At 72.5% G+C, this 21815-nt stretch carries 20 protein-coding genes and 2 pseudogenes; 8 read left to right on the forward strand and 14 right to left on the reverse strand.

The genetic code is table 11. From position 1 onward, the window contains the following. Both MM440_RS12625 and MM440_RS12630 read left to right on the forward strand, forming a co-directional pair. Positions 1–305, forward strand: a 305-nt coding sequence (locus MM440_RS12625; protein ID WP_277626684.1) for a TrkA C-terminal domain-containing protein, incomplete at its 5' end; no start/stop codon positions are given. A gap of 20 nt (positions 306–325) precedes the next feature. Further along, on the forward strand, positions 326–466 hold the full coding sequence (locus MM440_RS12630) for a hypothetical protein (RefSeq protein ID WP_241444689.1): 141 nt from the start codon (positions 326–328) through the stop codon (positions 464–466). 106 nt (positions 467–572) lie between these two features. On the opposite strand, the gene MM440_RS12635 is transcribed toward MM440_RS12630, so the two are convergent. From MM440_RS12635 to MM440_RS17420, 8 genes and pseudogenes are all read right to left on the reverse strand, one after another. After that, complete coding sequence (locus MM440_RS12635) at positions 573–974, reverse strand: DUF3159 domain-containing protein (protein WP_338155659.1); 402 nt, start codon at positions 972–974, stop codon at positions 573–575. Further along, on the reverse strand, positions 905–1486 hold the full coding sequence (locus MM440_RS12640) for an OB-fold nucleic acid binding domain-containing protein (RefSeq protein ID WP_241444693.1): 582 nt from the start codon (positions 1484–1486) through the stop codon (positions 905–907). Before MM440_RS12640 ends, MM440_RS12635 begins: the two co-directional genes overlap by 70 nt. Beyond that, complete coding sequence (locus MM440_RS12645) at positions 1483–2265, reverse strand: DUF3710 domain-containing protein (RefSeq protein ID WP_241444695.1); 783 nt, start codon at positions 2263–2265, stop codon at positions 1483–1485. The genes MM440_RS12640 and MM440_RS12645 overlap by 4 nt, the downstream gene beginning before the upstream one ends. A 50-nt stretch (positions 2266–2315) precedes the next feature. Beyond that, a pseudogene (dut, locus tag MM440_RS12650) lies at positions 2316–2773 on the reverse strand (dUTP diphosphatase). 98 nt (positions 2774–2871) lie between these two features. Continuing rightward, positions 2872–3171: a DUF4193 domain-containing protein gene (locus MM440_RS12655; protein WP_241444697.1), complete on the reverse strand. Its 300-nt coding sequence runs from the start codon at positions 3169–3171 to the stop codon at positions 2872–2874. 163 nt (positions 3172–3334) lie between these two features. Further along, positions 3335–4243, reverse strand: a complete 909-nt coding sequence (locus tag MM440_RS12660) for an inositol monophosphatase family protein (protein WP_241444699.1) — start codon at positions 4241–4243, stop codon at positions 3335–3337. A gap of 36 nt (positions 4244–4279) precedes the next feature. Beyond that, positions 4280–5299: a ferrochelatase gene (gene hemH / locus MM440_RS12665; protein ID WP_241444860.1), complete on the reverse strand. Its 1020-nt coding sequence runs from the start codon at positions 5297–5299 to the stop codon at positions 4280–4282. Further along, positions 5202–6239, reverse strand: a complete 1038-nt coding sequence (locus MM440_RS17420) for a trimeric intracellular cation channel family protein (protein WP_241444701.1) — start codon at positions 6237–6239, stop codon at positions 5202–5204. The genes hemH and MM440_RS17420 overlap by 98 nt, the downstream gene beginning before the upstream one ends. A 122-nt stretch (positions 6240–6361) precedes the next feature. Here MM440_RS17420 and sepH point away from each other — a divergent pair, with 122 nt between their 5' ends. Beyond that, on the forward strand, positions 6362–8053 hold the full coding sequence (gene sepH / locus MM440_RS12675) for a septation protein SepH (RefSeq protein WP_241444861.1): 1692 nt from the start codon (positions 6362–6364) through the stop codon (positions 8051–8053). Between the two features lie 66 nt (positions 8054–8119). Here sepH and ppdK read toward each other — a convergent pair. From ppdK to MM440_RS12705, 6 genes and pseudogenes are all read right to left on the reverse strand, one after another. Then, positions 8120–10822: pseudogene (gene ppdK / locus MM440_RS12680) on the reverse strand (pyruvate, phosphate dikinase). Positions 10823–10991: 169 nt separating this feature from the next. Beyond that, on the reverse strand, positions 10992–11675 hold the full coding sequence (locus MM440_RS12685) for a thymidine kinase (RefSeq protein WP_241444703.1): 684 nt from the start codon (positions 11673–11675) through the stop codon (positions 10992–10994). A 4-nt stretch (positions 11676–11679) separates the two neighbouring features. After that, positions 11680–12864, reverse strand: a complete 1185-nt coding sequence (locus tag MM440_RS12690) for an alkaline phosphatase family protein (protein ID WP_241444705.1) — start codon at positions 12862–12864, stop codon at positions 11680–11682. Between the two features lie 19 nt (positions 12865–12883). Next, on the reverse strand, positions 12884–13498 hold the full coding sequence (locus tag MM440_RS12695; RefSeq protein ID WP_420914162.1) for a DUF5998 family protein: 615 nt from the start codon (positions 13496–13498) through the stop codon (positions 12884–12886). A gap of 13 nt (positions 13499–13511) precedes the next feature. Continuing rightward, positions 13512–16346 (reverse strand): bifunctional acetate--CoA ligase family protein/GNAT family N-acetyltransferase, encoded by a 2835-nt coding sequence (locus tag MM440_RS12700; RefSeq protein ID WP_241444709.1) that lies wholly within the window; start codon positions 16344–16346, stop codon positions 13512–13514. Positions 16347–16428: 82 nt separating this feature from the next. Beyond that, entirely contained in the window at positions 16429–17124 is a 696-nt protein-coding gene (locus MM440_RS12705) for a nitroreductase family protein (RefSeq protein ID WP_241444710.1), read from the reverse strand. 147 nt (positions 17125–17271) lie between these two features. Between MM440_RS12705 and MM440_RS12710 the strand changes: the two genes are divergently transcribed. The 5 genes from MM440_RS12710 (at position 17272) to MM440_RS12730 (ending at position 21811) form a co-directional block, all read left to right on the forward strand. Further along, entirely contained in the window at positions 17272–18033 is a 762-nt protein-coding gene (locus MM440_RS12710) for a DeoR/GlpR family DNA-binding transcription regulator (RefSeq protein WP_241444711.1), read from the forward strand. Then, positions 18030–19025 carry a 1-phosphofructokinase gene (gene pfkB / locus MM440_RS12715; RefSeq protein WP_241444712.1) on the forward strand — a complete coding sequence of 332 codons (996 nt, stop codon included), beginning with the start codon at positions 18030–18032 and terminating at the stop codon, positions 19023–19025. The genes MM440_RS12710 and pfkB overlap by 4 nt, the downstream gene beginning before the upstream one ends. A 69-nt stretch (positions 19026–19094) precedes the next feature. Continuing rightward, entirely contained in the window at positions 19095–19544 is a 450-nt protein-coding gene (locus MM440_RS12720; protein WP_241444713.1) for a PTS sugar transporter subunit IIA, read from the forward strand. Further along, positions 19541–21469, forward strand: a complete 1929-nt coding sequence (locus MM440_RS12725; protein ID WP_241444714.1) for a PTS fructose-like transporter subunit IIB — start codon at positions 19541–19543, stop codon at positions 21467–21469. The genes MM440_RS12720 and MM440_RS12725 overlap by 4 nt, the downstream gene beginning before the upstream one ends. Positions 21470–21541: 72 nt before the next feature. Next, a complete protein-coding gene (locus tag MM440_RS12730; protein WP_241444715.1) occupies positions 21542–21811 on the forward strand; it encodes an HPr family phosphocarrier protein in 270 nt (89 codons plus the stop codon). Positions 21812–21815: the final 4 nt, after the last annotated feature.

Raw genomic sequence — 21815 nt, forward strand, 5'->3', positions numbered from 1 at the left:
TGACCGCCCTGGTCGAGGAGGCCGTGAGCGTCGGTGACCTGGTGCGGCTCTTCGAGTTCCAGAAGGGCCGCTCGACGATGGTCGAGCTCACCTACCGCCGCGGCGCCTACGCCGGGCGTCTGGTGGACGACGTACCGCTCCCCCGCGACACCACGCTGGTCGGCATCATCCGCGACGGCAAGCCCATCGCGCCCACCCGCGACGACCCGGTCGAGGCCGGCGACGAGCTGCTTCTGCTCACCGTCCCGGACGTCGAGGACGAGCTGGACCTCCGGCGGCAGCTTGGCGGCCGCGCGCACAGGTAGGGCAGGCTCCTTCTGGACGGGTGGACCTCGACGAACACGACGGACGGGCGCTCGGACGAGACGCCGAGGCGCTCGAGCACCGCCGGGTCCTCAGCTCGGCGTCGGTCGAGTCGATGCCGTTGTGCACGACCTTGACCCGGTCGGGGTCGACCGAGGGATAGGAGCGCAGGACGTCGGCCAGCCGAGGACGCTCTTCGCGATGCCGAGGCAGCGACCTGGTAGGCGGAGCGCTCGAGAGCAGGAAGTCGGTAGCCGCCGCCGAGCTGCTCAGCCTTCCACAGCGCAGCGGCTCCAGCCGCGCTGATGACGTGCACCCGGACCATGGCCCGGTCCTGGCGCGCCGAAGTTGGCGTACCACGTGTGCGAGTGCACCAGGTCGGCACCGACGAGGAAGCCGACGACCGGCCAGCGGGTGACCACGGACAGCAAGGTCGCGACGAAGTAGCCGGCGCTGATCAAGATGCCGGGCAGGAACGCCGCCTCGGCGCGACCGCTGCGCATGGCGAAGTACGCAGCGAGGGCCGTGCCGAGCAGGCTGGACAGCACGAACTGCATCGTCCCGCGGGTCACCAGCCGGGCGACGCCGAGCAGGGCGGCGGTCACCAGCGAGGCGATGACATGTACACCGCGCAGGTCCGCGCGCACGACCCAGACCAGCACGAACACCACGGTCGGCAGGGCAGCCTCGAGCGAGCCGCGCCAGCCGCCGAGGACCGTGGCGAGCCGCTCCCGGATGAGCCGCTCCACGGTGCAACGTGCGCCCGGACCGACGCCAGGCCCTCGTCGTCAGCGGCCACGGTCGACCGGCACGTGTCGTAGAAGGGGTTGTAGATCGTCTTGATCCCGTCCTTGGTGCACACCCGGCCGCGGGCGCGCAGGTAGGTGCCGGGGTCGATCCCGGCGATCGAGCGGCGCCCCAGCCAGATGAGCTGCAGGCGCTGCGTCCCGTCGTAGAGCTCGGCGCGCAGCGCCGGCACCTGACCGAGCGGGCTCAGCGTGGTGTTGCGGATCGTGCCGGACACCGTGGCGACCTCGCGGTCGGCCAGCTCGGCGATGGTGCGGTGGCCGAGGCCCTGGCTGCTCTCGCGCAGCTCGCTGTTGTCGAGCTCGTCCTGGTCGGTGGCGAGCCGACCGAGCAGGCGGCGCAGCCGCCCGGGGCGCCGCTCGCGGGTGATGCTCATCGGATCTCCGTGATCTCCGGGCCGCGCTCGAAGGGCTGCAGGTCGTCCACCGGGTCGGTGGGGTCTACGCCGTCCTGGGCGACCGCCTGCTCGGGGATGCGCAGGGGCAGCAGCTCGCGGGGCGCCATCGCGTCGGCGCCGCGGACGACGACCGCGTCGGCGAGAAGGCTGAGCAGCGGTGCGGCGACCTCGGCGTCGGTCGCGGCAGGCCCGGCCAGGAAGCCCCGCACGAACCAGCGCGGGCCGTCGACGCCGAGGAAGCGACCCGGCTGCAGCACCCGGCGACCGGCGGCGTCCTGGGCCGGGAGCTCTACGGCCAGCTCGGTGCCGAACAGGCCGTCCTCGACCCGGGCGGTGCCGCCGTTGGTCTCGACACTGGCGGCGATCTCGTCGCGGATGTCGTCCCAGATGCCGAGGGTGCGCGGCGCGGCGTAGGCGTGCAGCGCGAGCGAGGAGTCGGCCATCACCGCGGTGACGCCCGTGACCGTGCCGGAGGCCTCGTCGATCTCGAGGCGCAGCTCCAGGCCGTCCAGGCCGGGCAGCCACAGCGCGCCGAGGTCGAGCCGACCGCCGAGGCCGTCGACCTCGGACTCGTCGTGCGGACCGTTGGCGCGCACCTTGCGGCCGGTGCCACCGAGCTCGGTGCCGCTCGGGCGGGCGTCGTCCGCAGCCACGTCGTCGTGCTCGGCCTCTGCCTCGGAGCCGGTCGTCGGATCCGTCGTGTCCGGCACGTCGGGGTCGGTCGATGCGTCGTGCTTCTTGCGGCGGAAGAGGGCCACGAACAGTCCTTTGGCGGCAGTGGTGGGTGGTGCGGACGAAGAGCGGTGGGTCAGCGGGCGCCGAAGCCCCCGCTGTCGCCGTGGCCGCTCGTGCCACGCACGCTCTCCGGTAGGCAGGTTACCTCTCGGAACTGGACGGCCGACACCGCCTGCACGACCAGCTGGGCGATCCGGTCGCCCCGGTGGATGGTGAACGCCTCGGACCGGTCGGTGTTGAGCAGGTTGACCAATATCTCGCCGCGGTAGCCCGCGTCGACGGTGCCCGGCGCGTTGACGATCGTCAGGCCGTGCTTGGCCGCGAGACCCGATCGGGGTGGACGAAGCCGGCGTAGCCCTCCGGCAGCGCGAGCGCCACGCCGGTCGGGATCAGGGCCCGCTCACCCGGCTCGAGGCGCACCTCGGTGCGTGCGCGCAGGTCGGCTCCCGCGTCGCCCGGGCGGGCGTAGCTCGGCGGCTCCAGCTCGGGGTCCAGCCGCAGCAGCAGCACGTCCACCGGGGCGACATCTATGCGCCCCTCCGGGGCAACATCTACGCGCCCCTCCGGGGCGACATCTACGCGCCCCTCCGGGGCGACATCTACGCGCCCCTCCGGGGCGACCTCGGCGCTCAGGCCGCGCACTCCGAGCAGATCATCTGGCCGTTGACCTCCTTGGCCAGCTGGCTGCGGTGGTGCACGAGGAAGCAGCTGCCACAGGTGAACTCGTCGGCCTGACGGGGCAGGACGCGGTAGGACAGCTCCTCGCCGGAGAGGTCGGCCCCCGGGAGCTCGAAGCCCTCGGCCTGCTCGGTCTCGTCGACGTCCACGCTGGAGGACGAGGTGTCGACGCGGCGCGCCTTGAGCTCCTCGATGGAGTCCTCGGACATCTCGTCGTCGGTCTTGCGCGGGGCGTCGTAGTCGGTAGCCATGGTGGCCCTCTCTCTCGGTCCTGGCGGGGCGGTCGGCCCTTCGGACCGGAAACTCGGTGGACGGTCGGTGCGTGGCCTTCAACGGCGGAGAGTGCCGTTTTGTGCCCGAGGCTCGCGGCGCATTGTGCCTTACTTTGCGGCCCGCGTCATCTCTGCTCGTCGGTCAGTCAGCGACGCCGCACGAGCGCAGGATCACGGCGAGCTCCTCGACCGGTCCTGGCGCCCCCGCGAGGGTGACCGCGGCGCCGGGCGTGTCCTGGTCCAGACCGCGGACGGTCGCGCCTGACTCCACCGCCACGAGCCAGCCGGCCGCGAGGTCCCAGGCGTTCAGCCCCCGCTCGTAGTAGACGTCCGTCTGGCCGGAGGCGATGGCACACAGGTCCAGGGCCGCGCTACCGATCCGACGGATGTCGCGCACCTGCGGCAGCACCGTCGCGATCACCCGGCCCTGAGCGGCGCGCACGTCCGCGAGGTAGCCGAAGCCGGTGGACAGCAGGCTGGCCTCGAGCAGCGGCGACGGGTTGTGCCGCAGGGCACGGACCGAGCCGTCCGCGGCCTCGAGCCGGGCGCCCCGCCCGAGCCCGGCCCGATACGTCTGGCCGAGCACCGCATGGGTCACGGCACCCGCGACCGGGTACCACCCGCCGGGCACGCGCGGATTGCCCACCACGGCCGCGATGGACACGGCGTACGCCGGGATGTCGTAGAGATAGTTGACGGTGCCGTCGATCGGGTCGACCACCCAGCTGATCCCGCTGCTGCCGACGATCCCGGTGCCCTCCTCGCCGAGCAGCCCGTCCTGCGGCCGGGCCTCGAGGAGCAGCCGGTGGGCGAGGTCCTCCGAGCGCCGGTCCATGATCGTCACCACGTCGGTGGCGCTGGACTTCGTCGAGGCCACGTCGAGGTCGCGGGGACGCTCGTCGACGATGAGCCGACCGCACCGCTGCGCCACCTGCACGGCGAGCGCCTCGAGCTCGTCGATCAGGTCGGGCGGGAGCGCGAGGCCCTGGTCGCGGGCGGGGACGCGGATGCTGTCAGGGGTCGAGGCGGGCTCGGCGAGGTCGCGGGTCACTCCCCCAGTCTTTCACCGCGGTGGCGTGCTGCCCGGTCAGTCCGAGCCGCAGGCGGCGGGACGGGCGGCGCGCAGGTTGGGGCAGCAGCCCGCCGGGCACACCGACCACAGCGGCGAGCCGGGCCAGGCCGGGCGGGTCGGCAGGGTGTCGCGGGCCTGCGCCGCGCGCTCCTCCACCAGGTCGACCAGCCCGCTGACGAACTCGGGATCCACCCCGACCGTGGGCACCCGGACCAGCTCGACACCCAGCCGGGTGGCGGTCTCCTGCGCCTCGTGGTCGAGGTCGTAGATGACCTCCATGTGGTCGGACACGAAGCCGAACGGCACGCACACCACCCGCTCGACACCTTGGCCGGCGAGGACCTCGAGATGGTCGTTGATGTCGGGCTCCAGCCACGGCTGGTGCGGCGGTCCGGAGCGCGAGCAGTAGGTGAGGTCGAACGCGTAGCTCGTCGAGAGGGTCGCGTTGACCTCCTCGGTCACCGCCACGGCCAGGTCGAGGTGCTCACGTTGGTAGAGCCGACCCTCGCCGTCACCGGGTCCGCTGGTCTCGTCCATCGCGTCGGGGATGGAGTGCGTGACGAAGACGATGCGGGTGCCCTCGACGGGCAGCTCGCGCAGCGCCTCGGTGACCAGCCGGGTCACCGTGCGGGCGAAGCCAGGGTGGTTGTAGTAGCCCCTGACCCGGTCGACCTGCAGCGTGCGGCCCTCGTCGCCGAGCGCCGCGATCGCCCCGGCGATGTCCTCTCTGTACTGCCGGCACGAGGAGTAGGAGGAGTAGGCGCTGGTGGTCACCACGACCAGCCGGCGGGCGCCCGCGTCGTGCGCCTCGCGCAGCGCGTCGACCAGGAACGGGTCCCAGTTGCGGTTGCCGAAGTAGACCGGCAGGTTCAGCTCGCGCCGGCCCAGCTCGTCCACGAGCGCGCTGACCAGCTCGCGGCCGTGTTCGTTGACCGGGCTACGACCGCCGAGCAGGTAGTAGTGCTGGGCGACCGCCTCGAGCCGCTCGTCCGGGATCCCGCGACCGGCGGTCACGTTGCGCAGGAAGGGCATCACGTCGGACGCCTGCTCCGGCCCACCGAAGGAGAGCAGCACCAGGCCGTCGTAGGGGTCCACCCGGTCCTGCTGCTGGCCGAGGTCGGGCTGCGTGGGGTCGGGCTGCGTGGGGTCTGGCTGGGTCACGAGGGGCGTCCTTCCTGCGGGCGCGGTTGCGGAGGTGCTCCGGGGTGGACGGGTCCTGCTGCACCGGCCCCGCTGCGCTGCCTCTCCCGGACGACTGCCGGGAGCGGCGCACGGCGGACGCTCTACGGACGATGCGGGCGCGCCGGGTGGCGCGGTCCCAGCGAGCCCGACGGCGAGCTGCTGCGGAGCCGACCGGCGGGGGTGGGGCGTGCGGCGCGTGCCAGTGCCGGACGATGGCGAGCAGGCGATAGCAGAAGACGACGGCGACGGCACCGCTCGCGGTGAGGGTCCCGAGCGTGCCGGTCTCGGCGGCCAGGACGACCAAGATGCCGCCGACGACCGCCGGCACCGCGTAGAGCTCGCGGCGCAGCACCTCCGGCACGATCCCGCTGAGCAGGTCGCGGATCACGCCACCGCCGACGGCGGTGATCAGCCCGAGGATCACGGCCTCCATGCCGTTGGCCCCGAAGGTGAGCGCCTTGATGGCGCCGGACACGCTGAACAGCGCGAGGCCGGCTGCGTCGAGCGTCTTGATCGGGCGCGACAGCCGCTCGACGTGGTGCGACCAGCGGAAGCCGATCAGGCCGGCGACCAGCGCGCACGCGACCAGCCGCCAGTCCGAGACGCCGACGGGAGTCGCGTCGAGCAGGACGTCGCGGACGATACCGCCGGCGAGCGACGTGGCGAGGGCCAGGCAGAGCACCCCGAACACGTCGAGGTCCTTGCGGACGCCGACGAGGGCTCCGGACACCGCGAACACGAACACGCCGAGGAGGTCGAGAGCCAGCTGCAACGATCCGAACGCGTTGGCCATGGCGTCCCCCAGCCTATCCGGCGGCGTGCCGGGACCCGCGCGACGGCGCCGCCGTGCGAGCCTTTCGACAGTACGCTGAGACGAAGCGCTGCCCGGTGACGAAAGAGAAGTGATCAGTGAGCATGCAGGACCTTCGCCTCGTCGGCCTGTCGGAGGACAGCGAGCACGTGCTGCTGGCGGACGACCAGGGCGGTCGCTACCGCCTGCCGCTCGATCACGCGCTGCGCTCGGCCGTGCGGCACGAGCGCCCGCGCCCCGCCGGTGACGACACCCCGACCTCGCTCAGCCCACGGGAGGTGCAGGCGCTGATCCGCGCCGGCGCCTCCGCCGAGGAGGTCGCCGAGCTGTCCGGGTGGACGCTGGAGAAGGTCCACAAGTACGAAGGCCCCATCATCGCCGAGCGCGAGCACGTTGCCTCCCTCGCCACCGCCGTGCGACTGCGCTCGCGCGGGTCGACCAGCACGATGCTCTCGAGCCGGGTCGCCGAGCGGCTGCACGCCCGCGGGGTCGACGCCGCCGCCGCATCGTGGGACGCCTGGCGTGGGGCCGAGGGGCCGTGGACGCTGCAGCTGTCCTTCCCGGCCGGTGGCCGGTTGCGCGAAGCCCGCTGGCACTTCGACGTGGTGGCCCGCACCGTCGCCCCCTTCGACGACGAGGCCCGCTGGCTGTCCGAGGACGACGACGCCACGCCCGAGGAGGCCGCGCGTCCCCGCGGCTCGCTCGTCTTCGACCTCGAGTCCGAGGGCGGCATCGACGCGCCGGACGAGACCGAGCGCGGTGGTGACCGGCCCGCACCGCAGGCCGTCGACAACGAGGCAGCCGCCGAGCCGCCCGCCGGCCGGGCCGAGCCACCGCAGTCGGCTGCAGCCGACCGGCAGGACGCCTACGAGGTCGACTCCCCCGGCATGTACCTGCACGTCGGCACGCGCGGCCACGACGCCGACGAGGACGACCAGATGGTCGAGTCGATGCGCCAGCGCAGTCGCGCCTCACGCCGGCGACGCTCCGCGCCCCCCCGTAGCCCGTCCGGCCAGGACCAGCTGCCCGACACCCCCGTCGCCCCGCCGGCCGAGCCGGTCACGGCGGAGCACATCGAGGCGGAGCAGATCGAGGCGCGCGAGGTCGAGGCGGAGCAGGTCGAGGCCCAGCAGGTCGATGCTGCCGAGACGATCGCTGCCGAGCCGACGATCGAGCTGGTCCGCGACGACATCGCGGTCGCGGTGGTCGACCAGCCCACCCAGGAACCGGCCGACGCGGTGGCCGACCGGGCCACCCAGGAGCCGACCGGCACGGCGGGCGACCCGGTCGAGGCCGCGGACCCGGCCACCCACGACGGGCTGGGCGAGGGCTACCCGGAGGACGAGACCACCGGGGCCCACCTGGAGGACGAGACCGCCGAGGCCCACCCGGACGACGAGCGACCCGCGCGCGAGCCGGACGGGGCCGGAGTCGACGTGACGGTCACCCCTGCCCCCGGCCCGACCGCCGCGGCGGCAGGACCCGAGCACGTGCCCGGCCAGGTGAGGCTGCCCGAGCTGGACGCACCGACACCCGCAGCACACCCCAACCCGGAGGTCGCCGAGCGTCCGACCCCGCCCGTCCCCGACCCCGACCAGCCGGCCCCCGAGGGCAAGCCCGACACCGAGAATCAGGCGGAGCCGCAGACCAAGGACCACTCCGAGAACCAGCCCGAGGCTCGGCCCACCGGGCGGGCCGCCCGCCGGGCTACTCAGCAGCGTCGCCGGTCGGGCCGGACCAGCGTCCCCAGCTGGGACGACGTGATGTTCGGCTCCAAGAAGCCCGACAACGACTGACCTGGACCGACCCCGCACGACCCGACCGGCTGCACGCCGGTCGGTCGGTGCGGGGTCAGGCCACCGTCAGGCGGTGCCGTCCTCGGACTCGACGGCCGCACGGCCCGCTTCGAGCCGGGCGACCGGGATGCGGAACGGCGAGCACGAGACGTAGTCGAGCCCCGCGTGGTGGAAGAAGTGGATCGAGGCCGGGTCGCCGCCGTGCTCACCACAGATACCCAGGTGGATCTTCGGGTTGCCGCGCCGGCCACCCTCGACCCCGAGCTTCACGAGAGCGCCGACACCGGTCTGGTCGAGGGTCTCGAACGGCGACACGGTGAAGACGCCCTTGTCCATGTAGTGGGTGAAGAACGAAGACTCCACGTCGTCGCGCGAGAAGCCCCAGGTGGTCTGGGTCAGGTCGTTGGTGCCGAACGAGAAGAAGTCGGCGGACCCGGCGATGCGCTCGGACGTCAGGGCGGCCCGCGGCAGCTCGATCATGGTGCCGATGGGCATGGACAGGTCGAAGCCCTTGTCCTGGCCGACCTCGGCGATGATCTGCTGCGCCTCGTCGCGAATGAGGTCCAGCTCGTTGATCGAGCCGACGAGCGGCACCATCACCTCGGGGCGCGGGTCGCCACCGGCGGCCTTGCGGATCGCCATGGCCTCGGCGAGCGCTCGCACCTGCAGGGCGAACAGGCCCTTGACGGTGAGGCCCAGGCGCACACCGCGCAGGCCGAGCATCGGGTTGGACTCGTGCTGGCGCTGCACCGCGGCGAGCAGGGTGCGGTCGTGCTCGGACACCTCCTCGCCGGTCGCCTCGGCGACCGCGATCTTGACGGACAGCTCGTTGAGGTCCGGGAGGAACTCGTGCAGCGGCGGGTCGAGCAGACGCACCGTCACCGGCAGCCCGTCCATCGCCTCGAGCATCTCGACGAAGTCGTCGCGCTGCAGCGGCAGCAACGCGTCGAGCGCCGCCTGCTTCTCGTCGTCGTCGGCGGCGAGGATGACCCGCTCGATCAGCTCGCGCCGGTCACCGAGGAACATGTGCTCGGTGCGGCACAGCCCGATGCCCTCGGCGCCGAGCTCGCGGGCGTGCTTGCTGTCCTCGGCCGTGTCGGCGTTGGTGCGCACCCCGAGCCGGCGCACGTCGTCGGCGTGCTCGAGCAGTCGGTCGACGGCCTTGACCAGGAGCACCGTCTCGTCGTCCTGGCCCTTGATGCCGGCCTCCAGGCCGTCGTCGAGGTAGGTCATGACCGGGCTGGAGACGACGGACAGCTCGCCGAGGAAGACCTCACCGGTGGCGCCGTCGATCGAGAGCATGTCGCCCTCGTTGATCGTGTGCTCGCCCACCGTCACCGTCTTGGCCTTCGCGTCGATGGCCAGCTCCTCGGCGCCGCAGACGCAGGTGCGGCCCATGCCGCGGGCGACCACGGCGGCGTGCGAGGTCTTGCCGCCGCGAGCGGTGCACACCCTCGGAGGCGATCATGCCCGAGAGGTCGTCGGGGTTGGTCTCGCGGCGCACCAGCAGGACCTTCTCACCGCGCTGGGCCCACTCGACCGCGGTCGGGGAGTCGAAGACGACCTTGCCGACGGCGGCGCCCGGCGAGGCGGCCATGCCCTTGGTGAGCAGGGTGCGCTCGGCGTCGGGGTCGAGCTGGGGGAACATCAGCTGCACCAGCTGCTCCCCCGTCACGCGGGACAACGCCTCGTCCATCGTGATGAGCTGCTCGTCGACCAGCTCGCTCGCGATCCGGAACGCTGCCGGCGCGGTGCGCTTGCCGACGCGGGTCTGCAGCATCCACAGCTTGCCCCGCTCCACCGTGAACTCGACGTCGCACAGGTCGCGGTAGTGCGTCTCGAGGAGCCGGAGGTTCTGCTCGAGCTGCTTGAACGGCTTCGGGTGCACGGACGCCATGTCGTCCAGGGACATGGTGTTGCGGATGCCGGCGACGACGTCCTCGCCCTGGCGTTGACCAGGTAGTCGCCGTAGTGACCCGTGTGACCCGTCGCCGGGTCGCGGGTGAACGCGACACCGGTGCCGGAGTCCTCGCCCATGTTGCCGAAGACCATCGTGCAGACGTTGACGGCGGTGCCGAGGTCGTGCGGGATCCGCTCGCGGCGACGATAGATCCGGGCGCGCTCGGTGTTCCACGAGTCGAAGACCGCTCGGATCGCCATGTCCAGCTGCTCGCGCGGCCACTGCGGGAACTCGCGACCGGTGACGTTGCGGACCAGCTCCTTGTAGTCCTCGACGACCTTCTTCAGACCGTCCACGGACAGCTCGGGGTCGGTCGAGACCCCCTCGGCGTTCTTCGCGGCGTCGTGGATCTCGGCGAACCGGCTCGACTTGATGTCCATGACGGTGGCGCCGAACATCTGGATCAGGCGACGGTAGGAGTCCCAGGCGAAGCGCTCGTCGTCGGCGATCGCGGCGAGCCCCTCGACGGAGTCGTCGTTGAGGCCGATGTTGAGGACCGTCTCCATCATGCCGGGCATCGAGAACTTGGCCCCCGAGCGCACCGACACGAGCAGCGGGTCGGTCGCGTCACCGAGCCGGCGCCCCATCTTTTGCTCGAGCAGCCGCAGCTCACGGGTCACCTGCACGCCGAGCTCCGCAGGCTGCCGACCAGCCTCGAGGTAGGCCCGGCAGGCCTCGGTCGTGATCGTGAAACCAGGCGGCACCGGCAGACCCAGCTTGGTCATCTCGGCAAGGTTCGCTCCCTTGCCGCCCAGCAGGTCCTTCTGGTCCTTGTCCCCGTGCGCGAAGTCATAGACATAGGTGGTCACGGCTCGTCCCCTTCGACGGCTCGAACGTTGGCTACGTCCTGACCTTACCCAAGGGGTCCGACAGACCCCCGTGCGGGACCCGAATCCGCCTCGTTCGCCAGGGTGGGGTCGGTCACGTCCGCCGACCGGCGTCGTGCCGCCACCGCGCCACCGACCGCCCACCGGTCGGTCAGCCGGGAGTGCCCTCACGCCAGTGCCGACGGCACAGGACCCGATAGGTGGCGCCCTCGCCGCCGCCGATGAGGTCACCGACCGCCACCTGCGAGCCGTGCCGGATGACCTGACCGCCCTCGATGCGGGCGTTGACCCGACCGGGAGCGCCGCACCAGCAGAGCACCTCGACGAGGTCGAGCATCTCGTCGCAGAGCTCGACCAGACGCTGGGAGCCGGGGAAGGTGTGCGAGTCGAAGGCGGTCAGCAGACCGAAGCAGTCGACGTCGATGGCCAGCTCGTCGACCAGCAGGGCGAGCTGGTCGACCTGCTCGGGCGTGAGGAACTGCGCCTCGTCGACGATCACGAATCCCCTTGCGGGCAGGTCGGATCCGACGGTGGCGACGAAGTCGGTCGACTCGTCGAAGTGCCTGGCCGAGACCGAGAGACCCAGGCGGGACGACAGCTGGCCGGCGCCGCCGCGGTCGGCGGAGGTGAAGACGAGTCCGGGTCGACCGGCCTGGCGCCGGTGGAAGCCGACCTGGATCGCGAGCGCCGACTTGCCCGCACCCATGAGCCCGGCGTGGAAGCGCAGCCGACCGATCGCGGGCGCGAGGTGGCACACGCCGAAGAGCGGGTTCTGGTCGGGCGAGGGGTGCGCCCAGGCGCCCTCGTCGGCACCGGGGACGGACGGGACGGACATAGGGCTACGGTCTCTCGTGGTCTCGGGGGGCGAAGGTGAGCAGCGGGATGGCGGTCTCGGCCTCGGTGATCGAGCCGTGCAGCCCGAGCAGGGCCATCAGCTCCGGGCGCATGGTGCGGCTGTCGATGATCGCGAGCTCGCCGGTGAGGGCTACCAGCACGTCGCCGATCCGGTCGACGACCGCGGGACGCGGGGCGCCGCGACCGAACCAGCCCTCGTCGAGCGCCTGCTCGCGCGCGACGACGACTCCGCGGTCGCCGATCCGCTCGCGCCAGGTGGCGAGGACGTCGGCGGTCGCACCCGGCCGCACGTAGAGCTGGGGCGCGCGGGGCTCGCCGCCCATCAGCCGCACACCGGCGTCCAGCTCGGCATCGTGCTCGAGGTTGATCCGGTGCAGGTGGTCGACGTCGACCATCCCGTGGTCGGCCGTCACGTAGATCGCGGTGTCGGCGGGCACGAGCCGCGCCAGTCGCGCGAGCTCGGCGTCGACCCGCTCCAGCTCGGTGGTCCACTCCGGTGACTCGCAGCCGAAGACGTGACCGGCCTTGTCGACGTCGCCCCAGTAGAGGTAGACGAGGGAGCGCCGCGCCGAGCGCACCGCGGCGACCGCTCGGTCGACCCGGGCATCGAGGTCGCGTGCCCCCTGGAACGAGCCGCCGCGCAGCGCCGCCTCGGTCAGCCCTGAGCCGTCGAAGAAGTGCGGCCCGATGCGGGTGACCGCGACCCCGGCTGCGGCGGCGCGCTGGAACAGCGTCTCGGACGGCTGCCAGGCGTAGGGGTCGACGCCGGCGTCCCAGGACAGCTCGTTGAGCAGGCGTTCCTCACCGGGGATGAGCACCTGGTAGCCGACCAGACCGTGGGCCCCCGGGGGCAGTCCGGTGCCGAACGTGCCCATGCTCGTCGCGGTCGTCGACGGGAAGCCGCACTGCAGGCGCAACGCCGCGCCGGGGGTCCCGAGGGCGCGCCGCAGGAAGGGCGCGTGACCGCTGCGGGCGCGCAGCAGCTCGTCGCCCAGGCCGTCGACGAGCACCACCACGGCACGCTGGGCGGGCGGCAGCTGGAGCGGGTCGACGTCGGCCGGGCCGAGGTCTACGCCGAGCGAACGGACCACGGAGGACAGGACGTTCGCCAGCCCGAGGCCGTCGTAGGCCGCCGCGGGCCCCAGCAGCGGGCCGGGGGTGGCACTCACCTCAGGAGAGCTCACCGGCTCACCGCGCGGACGCGAGGGAGAGCGCCCGTGCGAAGGCCCGTGCGCGGGCTACGGCGGGAGCGCCGTCGGCGTCCGCACTCACCCGCAGGCTGATGTCGTCACCGGTCACCGCGCCGTCGTAGCCGTGGTCGGCGTCGCAGCTCGGGTCACCACAGGTCGCCGGCATCAGCTCCAGCCGGCTGAGCGCACCCCAGCCGAGCGTCAGGGTGACCTCGCTGCCGAGCGTCCCGGGCCGGTAGCGGCCGCCGGCGGGGACGACGTGGGTGAGGGTGACACCGCGGACGGCGCTCAGCGGCACCGACTCCGACGTCGCGGTCACGGTGGTCTCGGCGACCTTCTCACCGGCCCGGCCCGTGCGCGGCACCCCCACCGGGTGGTCCTGGTGGTCGTCGACGTGGCAGACGATGAGTCGGGTGGGCGTGAGCGCCAGAACCGTGATGTGCCGCAGGATCTCGTCGCGGTCGAAGGTGGTCTCCTGATGCACGAGGTGCTCGACGAGCTCCTCCCCCGCGAGCGCCTCGCCGGCTACGTCGGCGACCAGGGCGGGGTAGTAGCCCGCGAGCTCGAGGTCGGCGACGAGGGGTGCGGGAGCAGCGGATCTCATGGCGGACATTGTGACACCCGGCTCAGGTGGTCATCGCCCGGCGCACGGAGTCCACCCGCTGCGCCGGCCGGGCGACCACGACCCGGGCGCCGAGGATGTCTACCCCTCCTGCGCGGGCCTGGACGGGGTTGAGCTCGAGCTCGGCCACCTCGGCGAAGTCGTCCGCGAGGACGGAGACGCGCCCCACGACGTCGGCGAGCGCGTCCTGGTCCACGGGGTCGACACCCCGGTGGCCGTCGAGCAACGGGTAGGCCTTCACGGTGCCGATGAGCTCGCGCACGCTGACGTCGGTGAGCGGCGGGATACGGTAGGCGATGTCGTCGAGCAGCTCGGTCGGCGGACCGGCGACGGAGAACGACACGATCGGCCCGAACAGGCGGTTCTCCTGGGAGGACACGACGCACGCGACGCCCGGGCCGGTCATCCGCTGCACGACCCAGCCAGGGTCGTCGCCCCGGGACCCGCCGGCCGTGAACCGCGCGGTGAGCGCCGCGAACGCCTCACGGACCGCCTCCGCGTCGTCGAGGTCGAGCCGCAGGGCGCCGATCCCCGGCAGGTGCCGCAGCGCCTCAGAGGTCGCCTTGATCACCACCGGGTAGCCTAGCCGGTCGGCCGCCGCGACGGCCTCCTCGGCGCTCGCGACCGGGACCGACTCCCACACCGGCAGGCCGTAGGCGTCCAGCAGCTCGTGCACCTCCGCCGGCTCCAGCTGGCGGCCGTTCGGCGACTCGGACAGCACCCGGTCGATCACCGCGAACGCGCGGAACCGGTCGATGTCGGGGTAGGTCAGACGCTCGCCCTGGTCGGTCGCGAGCCACAGCGCGTAGGTCGTGGCGCGAGCCAGCGCCACCACGGCGTCCTCGGGCATGGAGTAGGCCGGGACGATCCGCTCCGGGCGTCGGCGGGTGCGCTCGTCCGGCTGCTGCTCGGGGGCTTGCTGCTCGGGGGTCTGCTCGGCGGGCTCGGTGCCGATCGCCAGCTCGGGGAACATGCCGCGCCGGTTGAGCGTGATCGCGAGGACCGGCTTGGGCGCGAGCGCGGCGTGGCGGACGGCGCGCACGATCGCGCCGGAGAAGTCGCGCTCGACCCCGACGCCGGGTGCCACGAAGGTCGTGAGGACCGAGTCCACGTCAGGGTTGTCGAGCAGCGTGAGCAGCATGGAGGTGACCTCGTCCTCGCTGACGTCCGGCGCCAGCGTGGTCGGCTCCGTCGCCAGTCGTAGACCCTGGCTCAGGGCGGCGTCGGCGGCCAGCGCCCCGAGGGCCCCGGTGTTGCCGACGATGGCCACCCGGTCTCCGGCGGGCAGCGGCTGGTGCACGACCAGCTGCGCGACGTCGAACATCTGGTGGACGTTCTCGACCCGGATGACGCCCGCCTGGTCCATCATCGCCTCGAACGCCCCCGGCGGGACGTGCGCCCGCCGGACGGTCTGCCCGGGCGGCACGGAGTAGCCGGAATAGCCGGACTTCACCACGATGACCGGCTTGGCCAGGCCGAGCTGACGGGCGCGGGAGAACTTGCGCGGGTTGCCGACCGACTCGAGGTGCATGCCGACCGCGATGGTGGCGTCGTCGTCGATCCAGTACTGCATGAGGTCGTTGCCGGAGACGTCGAGCCGGTTGCCGGCGGACGCCGCCGACGAGACGCCGATGCCGCGTCGCTCGGCAGACCCGAGCACCGCGACGGCGAGCACACCGCTCTGCACGAACAGGCCCAGGTGGCCGGCCGGTGGCACGTCGGCGACGGTGGTGGCGTTGAGCCGCACCTGCGGGTCGGTGTTGACCAGGCCGTAGCTGTGCGGGCCGAGCACGCGCATCCCGCCGCGGTGAGCGGCGTCGCGCAGCTCCAGCTGCAGGCGCCGCCCGGCCTCCCCCGCCTCGGCGAAGCCCGCGGACAGCACGACCAACGAGCGCACCCCGGCGGCGGCGCAGTCCTCGACGCACGCGAGCGCCTGCTCGGCGGGCACCGCGATGACCGCGAGGTCTACGGGCTCACCGATGTCCACGATCCGGCGGTAGGGAGTGAGCCCGAGCAGCTCGTCGGCCTCGGGGTGGACGACGTAGACGCTGCCGGTGAAGCCGTAGTCGAGGATGTCGGCGAGGATCCGGTGCCCGGCGGAGTCCGGTCGGCGCGACGCCCCGACCACCACCACGGACCTGGGGGCCAGCAGGGTGCGGATCGACATCGACTCGGCCCGGTGCTCGCGCGAGAGGCGCACCACCTCCGAGCGGACCGTCGGCGCGATCTCGAACGAGACCGCGATCACGCCGTCCTCGAAGTGGTGGCTGACCTCGTAGCCAGCGTCGGTGAAGACGTTCATCATCTTGCGGTTCTGCGGGAGCACGTCGGCGACGAACTCCTTGACGCCGAGCTCCAGGCCGATCGCGGCGAGATGCTCCAGCAGCACCGACCCGATGCCCTTGCCCTGGTAGTGGTCGGAGATGTTGAACGCCACCTCCGCCTTGTCGGCGTCGATCAGGTCGAACCGGCCGATGCCGATGATCTCGTCGCGGACGGTGGCGACCAGCCCGACGCGCGACACGTTGTCGACGACCGTGAACCGGTCGAGGTCGCGCGCGGACAGCTGCTTGATGGGGGCGAAGAAGCGCAGGTAGACCGACTCGGCGGACTGGCGCATGTGGAACGCCTGCACGGCGTCCTTGTCCTCGGGGCGGATCGGGCGCAGGTGGCAGACCGACCCGTCGCGCAGCACGACGTCGGCGTCCCAGCCGTGCGGGTCGATGCCGAGGCCGCCGCGGCCCCCGCTGCGGCGGGCTCCCGGGCGCGTCGACGAGGGGCCCGCCGAAGGGTCCGCCGAAGGGGCCGACGGGGACTCGGACGTGCTGCCAGGCTCCATGGCAGCAGCCTATGCCGCGGACCGCTCGCCGGAGGGGCCCCCGCCCCGGTCGGCGCGAGGGACGGGTGTGTCGGTCGTCACGTCACGCCAGTGGTAGACCGAGGCGCCCCTCGTGCGCCACGCCGTCCGGTCCGTCGAGCCCCCGCCGGCCGCGGCGCAGGCTCGGGGACCTCCGGTCGTGCTCGGCCGGGTGACCGAGCGCCACCACCCCGACGAGCCGGTGACCCGGCCGCAGCCCGAGCAGGGCGTGGACGCGCTCGTGCGCGTGCGCGGGCACGCCGAAGAACAACCCGCCGAGCCCCCGGTCCACCGCGGTGAGCAGGACGAGCAGGGCGGCCATCCCCGCGTCGACGTCCCAGTACGGCACCGGCCAGCGGGCCTCGTCGCGGTCGCTCCACCCCTTGTCCGGCTCGGCGTACCGATCCAGGTAGCGATCCCGGTCGGCACACACGACGACCAGCACCGGCGCGGTCATCACGCCGCGCAGCCAGCGGTCGGGCGCCCTCGCCGGCTCGGTGTCGGGGTCCGGGGCAGCCCGGAGCGACGCGTCAGCCGGCTCGCCCGAGGCGACCGGGAGGTCTACCTCGGCGGTGGCGGACCAGAACCCGGCCCGGGCGTCGGCGGACCGCAGCACCACGAAGTCCCAGCCCTGGCTGAAGCCGGCACTCGGAGCCCGCGTCGCCGCCTCCAGACACGCGCGCAGGTCGTGGTCGGCGACGGGTGCGTCGGTGTAGGTCCGCACCATGCGGCGGCGCCGGATCGCGTCGGAGAGCTCCATGACCACACCTTCCGGGCCAGGTCCGATCGCGTCAACCGAGCACATGGAGATGTCCGAATCAGTGGACTCTGGCCGTTCACCTTCCCAAACGGGCACAACCACAGGTAGCGTCTGCCTCGTCGATGTAGACCGGGCGCAGAGGTGAGCATGTATCAGCACGAGCGGCACCAGCTGATCGTCGAGCGCGCTCGCACCGAGGGTCGCCTCGAGGTCAGCGCGCTGGCCGAGGAGCTGGACGTCACCCCCGAGACTATCCGGCGCGACCTGACCATCCTCGAGCGCCACGGACACCTGCGCCGTGTGCACGGCGGCGCCATCCCGATCGAGCGCCTCGGGTTCGAGCCGACCACGGCCGCCCGCGCCGAGCGGCACACCGCCGAGAAGGCCCGCATCGGGGCCCGGGCCGCCGAGCTCATCCCCGCCGACGCTGCGATCCTGCTCGACGCGGGCACCACCACCGCCGCGCTGGTCGAGCACCTGCCCCGTGGCGGCGAGCTGACCGTTGTCACCAACTCGGTGACGGTGGCTGCCACGATCAGCGACCGCGACGACATCAACCTCTATCTCCTCGGGGGTCGACTGCGCGCCCGCACGCTCGCGTCGGTAGGCTCGTGGGCGGTCGACGCCCTGCAGGACGTCCACGTCGACGTGGCCTTCGTCGGCACCAACGGGCTGGACGTCCACGCGGGTCTGACCACGCCCGACCAGTCGGAGGCCAACACCAAGCGCGCGATGGTGGCGGCGGCCCGGCGGGTGGTCGTGGTCGCCGACCACAGCAAGGTCGGGCAGACGCACTTCGCCCGGTTCGCCCGTCTCAGCCAGATCGACACAGTAGTCACCGACAGCGGCCTCGACGCCGAGACCGCGCACGAGATCGCATCCCACGGACCGGAGGTCGTCACCGCATGATCATCACCGTCACCCCCAACCCGAGCGTCGACCGGACGATCGCGTTGGACTCGCTGCGGCGCGGAGCCGTCCAGCGTGCGACCGACAACCGGGAGGACCCGGGCGGCAAGGGGATCAACGTCTCCCGCGCCCTGGCCCTGCACGGCACCGCCACGACGGCCGTGCTGCCGGTCGGTGGGCACTACGGCCGGATGATGACGGACCTTCTCGGCGAGATCGGCCTGCCCGTGCGGCCGGTGCCGATCACCGACAGCATCCGGGCCAACGTGGCCCTGGTCGAGCCCGACGGCACCACGACCAAGGTCAACGAGCTGGGCCCGGTCCTCACCGACGCCGAGATCGACGCGCTCGACTCGACGGTGCGCGACGCCGTCTCCGGCGGGGGTGTCGGCGGCTCCGGCTCTGGCTCTGGCTCTGGCTCCAGCACCGTGGACTGGGTCGTCGGCTGCGGCTCGCTGCCGCGCGGGCTGGGCGTCGACTACTACGCCCGGCTCGTAGAACAGTGCCGTGACCTCGGCGTCAAGATCGCCATCGACTCCTCCGGTGAGCCGATGACGCACGCCCTCGCCGCCTCGCCCGACCTGATCAAGCCCAACCGCGAGGAGCTCGCCGAGGCCGTCGGTGCCGAGCTCGGCACCGTGCAGGCCGTGGTCGACGCCGCGCACACCCTCAACACCCAGGGCATCGAGACCGTGGTCGTGAGCCTGGGTCGCGACGGCGCGCTGCTGGTGAGCGGTGACACCGTGATCCACGCCAAGGCCGTCATCACCAACCCGCTGTCCACCGTCGGCGCCGGCGACTCGCTGCTCGCCGGCTACCTGCACGCCACCGTCGGCGGCGCCTCCCCCGCCGACGCCATGCGCACGGCCGTCGCCTTCGGTGCCGCCGCCGTCTGCCTGCCGGGCAGCCAGATGCCGACGCCCGAGGACGTGGCGGCGATCCACGTCGACCTGACCGAGTCCCCCGACCCCGCCCTCCCGCTCACCGACTGACGTCCACCGCGCGCGGACCGCACCACCCGATCTACCCTGACCCGACCCGTTCAGCAGAAGGAGCACATCATGTCCCTCATCACCGAGCAGCAGGTCGTCCTGGATCTCGAGGCCCCCGACCGCCAGGCCGCGTCCCGCATCCTGGCCCAGACCCTCGTGGATGCCGGACGCGTCGACGACCTCGATGCCTTCCTCGCCGACATCGCCAAGCGCGAGGAGCAGATGCCCACGGGTCTGCCGGGCGGGATCGGGATCCCCCACTGCCGTTCCGCGCACGTCAAGGAGCCCTCGCTCGTCTTCGGCCGCAGCAGCTCGGGCATCGACTGGGGTGCCGAGGACGGTCCGGCCACCCTCATCTTCATGATCGCCGCGCCCGACGGTGGCGGTGAGGAGCACCTGAAGATCCTCGCGGCGCTCGCCCGTCGCCTGATGCGCGCCTCGTTCAAGGACTCGCTGCGCAACGCCAAGGACGCCGGCGAGGTCGTCGCCATCGTCGATCGTGAGGTCGTCAACGCATGAGACTGGTTGGAGTGACCTCGTGCCCGACCGGCATCGCGCACACCTATATGGCGGCCGAGGCCCTCGAGGTGGCGGCCGAGGAGGCCGGGCACACCATCGTCATCGAGACCCAGGGCTCGGCGGGCTCCGACCCGATCCCCCAGGGGGTCATCGACGAGGCCGACGCGGTGATCTTCGCGCACGACCTGGAGGTCAAGGACCGCGGCCGGTTCGCCGGCAAGCCCACCATCGACGTGGGCGTCAAGAAGGCCATCTCGTCCGGTCCCGAGCTGGTGGCCCAGGCCGTCGCGGCGGCCGAGGAGGCCCGCGCCTCAGGCGGATCCGGTAGCACGGCCGCCACGGCGGGTGCCGCGGGCGCTGCTGGTGCCGCTGGTGCCGCTGGTGCTACGGACTCGGCGAGCACCGGGCCGCTGACCTTCGTCGGCGTCACCTCGTGCCCCACCGGCATCGCGCACACCTACATGGCCGCGGAGGCGCTGGAGGCCGCGGCCGAGGAGGCCGGGCACACGATGCACGTGGAGACCCAGGGCTCCGCCGGCGGCGACCAGCTCGACCCCGACCTGATCGCCCGCGCCGACGCCGTGATCTTCGCGCACGACCTGGAGGTCAAGGACCGCGGCCGGTTCGAGGGCAAGCCGATCATCGACGTGGGCGTCAAGAAGGCCATCTCCGACGGCCCGGCCCTGATCGCCCAGGCGGCCGAGATGGCCCGGGCACGTTCGGCGGGGGCCGCCCCGGCGGCTGCTGCGGCCACGGCCCCCCGGCCCGCAGCCGCGCCCGCTCCTGAGGGCCAGGGCATCGGCACCAAGATCCGCCAGTGGCTGATGACCGGTGTCTCCTACATGATCCCGTTCGTCGCGGCCGGCGGCATCATGATCGCCATCGGCTTCATGCTCGCCCAGGTCTTTGGCGGCAGCCGCGGGGCGATCGACGTCACGGCCTACACGCTCTCGCCGGGCGCCGAGGACCCCTCGAAGATCCTGCAGAACGTCTTCAACCCGGCCGACGGGATGCATTGGGCCGCACTGTTCTTCGTGATCGGCGGCGCGGCGTTCGGCTTCCTCGTGCCGATCCTCTCCGGCTTCATCGCGTTCGGCATCGCCGACCGTCCCGGCCTCGTGCCGGGCATCGTCGGCGGCTTCATCGCCGCGACGATGCAGGCGGGCTTCCTCGGCGGCATCGTGACCGGTTTCATCGCCGGTTTCGCCGCCCGCTGGATCAGCCGCTGGAACGTCCACAAGGGCGTGCGCGGCGTCATGCCCGTGGTGGTCATCCCGCTGCTGTCGACCCTGATCACCGGCGCCGCGATGGTGCTGCTGCTGGGTCGACCGATCAAGTCGCTGATGGACGCGCTGTCCAACGGCCTGACCAGCATGAGCGGCTCGAACGCCATCCTGCTCGGCGCGATCCTCGGACTGATGATGGGCTTCGACCTCGGCGGCCCGGTCAACAAGGTGGCCTACACCTTCGGCACCACCGGACTCGCGGCGGTGAGCGCCACCGCGACCGACGCCCCGCAGCTGAAGATCATGGCGGCCGTCATGGGCGCGGGCATGGTGGCACCGTGGGGCCTGGCCCTCGCGACCACCGTGCGACCCAAGCTGTTCACCAAGTCCGAGCACGAGAACGGCCGGGCCTGCTGGTTGCTCGGCGCGTCGTTCATCTCCGAGGGCGCCATCCCGTTCGCCGCCGCCGACCCGTGGCGCGTGATCGTCTCCTCGATGGTCGGCTCGGCCGTCACCGGGGCGCTGATCATGGCGTTCGGCTCGGGCAGCCGAGCCCCGCACGGCGGCCTCTGGGTGACGCCGCTCATCACCAACCCGCTCATGTTCTTGCTGTCGATCGTCGTGGGGGCCATCATCACCGGCTTCCTCGTCGTGACCCTCAAGGCGGCCGACCGCTCCAGGCACGCGGTCGAGGTCTGAGCGCACCGTCGCAACGACCACTGCACGATCTACTGACTGACCACCGCACCACCCACTGAAGGAGAACCCTCCATGGCAACCCGCACCGTCTCCATCGCCTCGTCCGTCGGACTCCACGCCCGTCCCGCGGCGATGTTCGTCCAGGCCGCCACCTCCACGGGCCTGCCGGTCACCATCGCCAAGGAGGGTGGGGCTCCGGTCGACGCGCGCTCGATCCTCGGTGTGATGGCGCTCGGCGCCAAGCACGGCGAGACCGTCACCCTCGAGGCCGAGGGCGACGGCGCCGACGCGGCGCTCGACTCGCTCGTGGCGCTCCTCGAGCGCGACCTCGACGCGGAGTGACCTT

The organism is Arsenicicoccus piscis (genome assembly GCF_022568835.1).
Lineage (GTDB): Bacteria > Actinomycetota > Actinomycetes > Actinomycetales > Dermatophilaceae > Arsenicicoccus > Arsenicicoccus piscis.

Bases quoted from the DNA above. Each gene is read 5' to 3' on its own strand.
- MM440_RS12640 (WP_241444693.1), bottom strand. From the start codon at position 1,486: ATGAGCATCACCCGCGAGCGGCGCCCCGGGCGGCTGCGCCGCCTGCTC.
- MM440_RS12655 (WP_241444697.1), bottom strand. From the start codon at position 3,171: ATGGCTACCGACTACGACGCCCCGCGCAAGACCGACGACGAGATGTCC.
- MM440_RS17420 (WP_241444701.1), bottom strand. From the start codon at position 6,239: ATGGCCAACGCGTTCGGATCGTTGCAGCTGGCTCTCGACCTCCTCGGC.
- sepH (WP_241444861.1), top strand. From the start codon at position 6,362: ATGCAGGACCTTCGCCTCGTCGGCCTGTCGGAGGACAGCGAGCACGTG.
- MM440_RS12685 (WP_241444703.1), bottom strand. From the start codon at position 11,675: ATGTCCGTCCCGTCCGTCCCCGGTGCCGACGAGGGCGCCTGGGCGCAC.
- MM440_RS12695 (WP_420914162.1), bottom strand. From the start codon at position 13,498: ATGTCCGCCATGAGATCCGCTGCTCCCGCACCCCTCGTCGCCGACCTC.
- MM440_RS12700 (WP_241444709.1), bottom strand. From the start codon at position 16,346: ATGGAGCCTGGCAGCACGTCCGAGTCCCCGTCGGCCCCTTCGGCGGAC.
- MM440_RS12705 (WP_241444710.1), bottom strand. From the start codon at position 17,124: ATGGAGCTCTCCGACGCGATCCGGCGCCGCCGCATGGTGCGGACCTAC.
- MM440_RS12710 (WP_241444711.1), top strand. From the start codon at position 17,272: ATGTATCAGCACGAGCGGCACCAGCTGATCGTCGAGCGCGCTCGCACC.
- pfkB (WP_241444712.1), top strand. From the start codon at position 18,030: ATGATCATCACCGTCACCCCCAACCCGAGCGTCGACCGGACGATCGCG.
- MM440_RS12720 (WP_241444713.1), top strand. From the start codon at position 19,095: ATGTCCCTCATCACCGAGCAGCAGGTCGTCCTGGATCTCGAGGCCCCC.
- MM440_RS12725 (WP_241444714.1), top strand. From the start codon at position 19,541: ATGAGACTGGTTGGAGTGACCTCGTGCCCGACCGGCATCGCGCACACC.
- MM440_RS12730 (WP_241444715.1), top strand. From the start codon at position 21,542: ATGGCAACCCGCACCGTCTCCATCGCCTCGTCCGTCGGACTCCACGCC.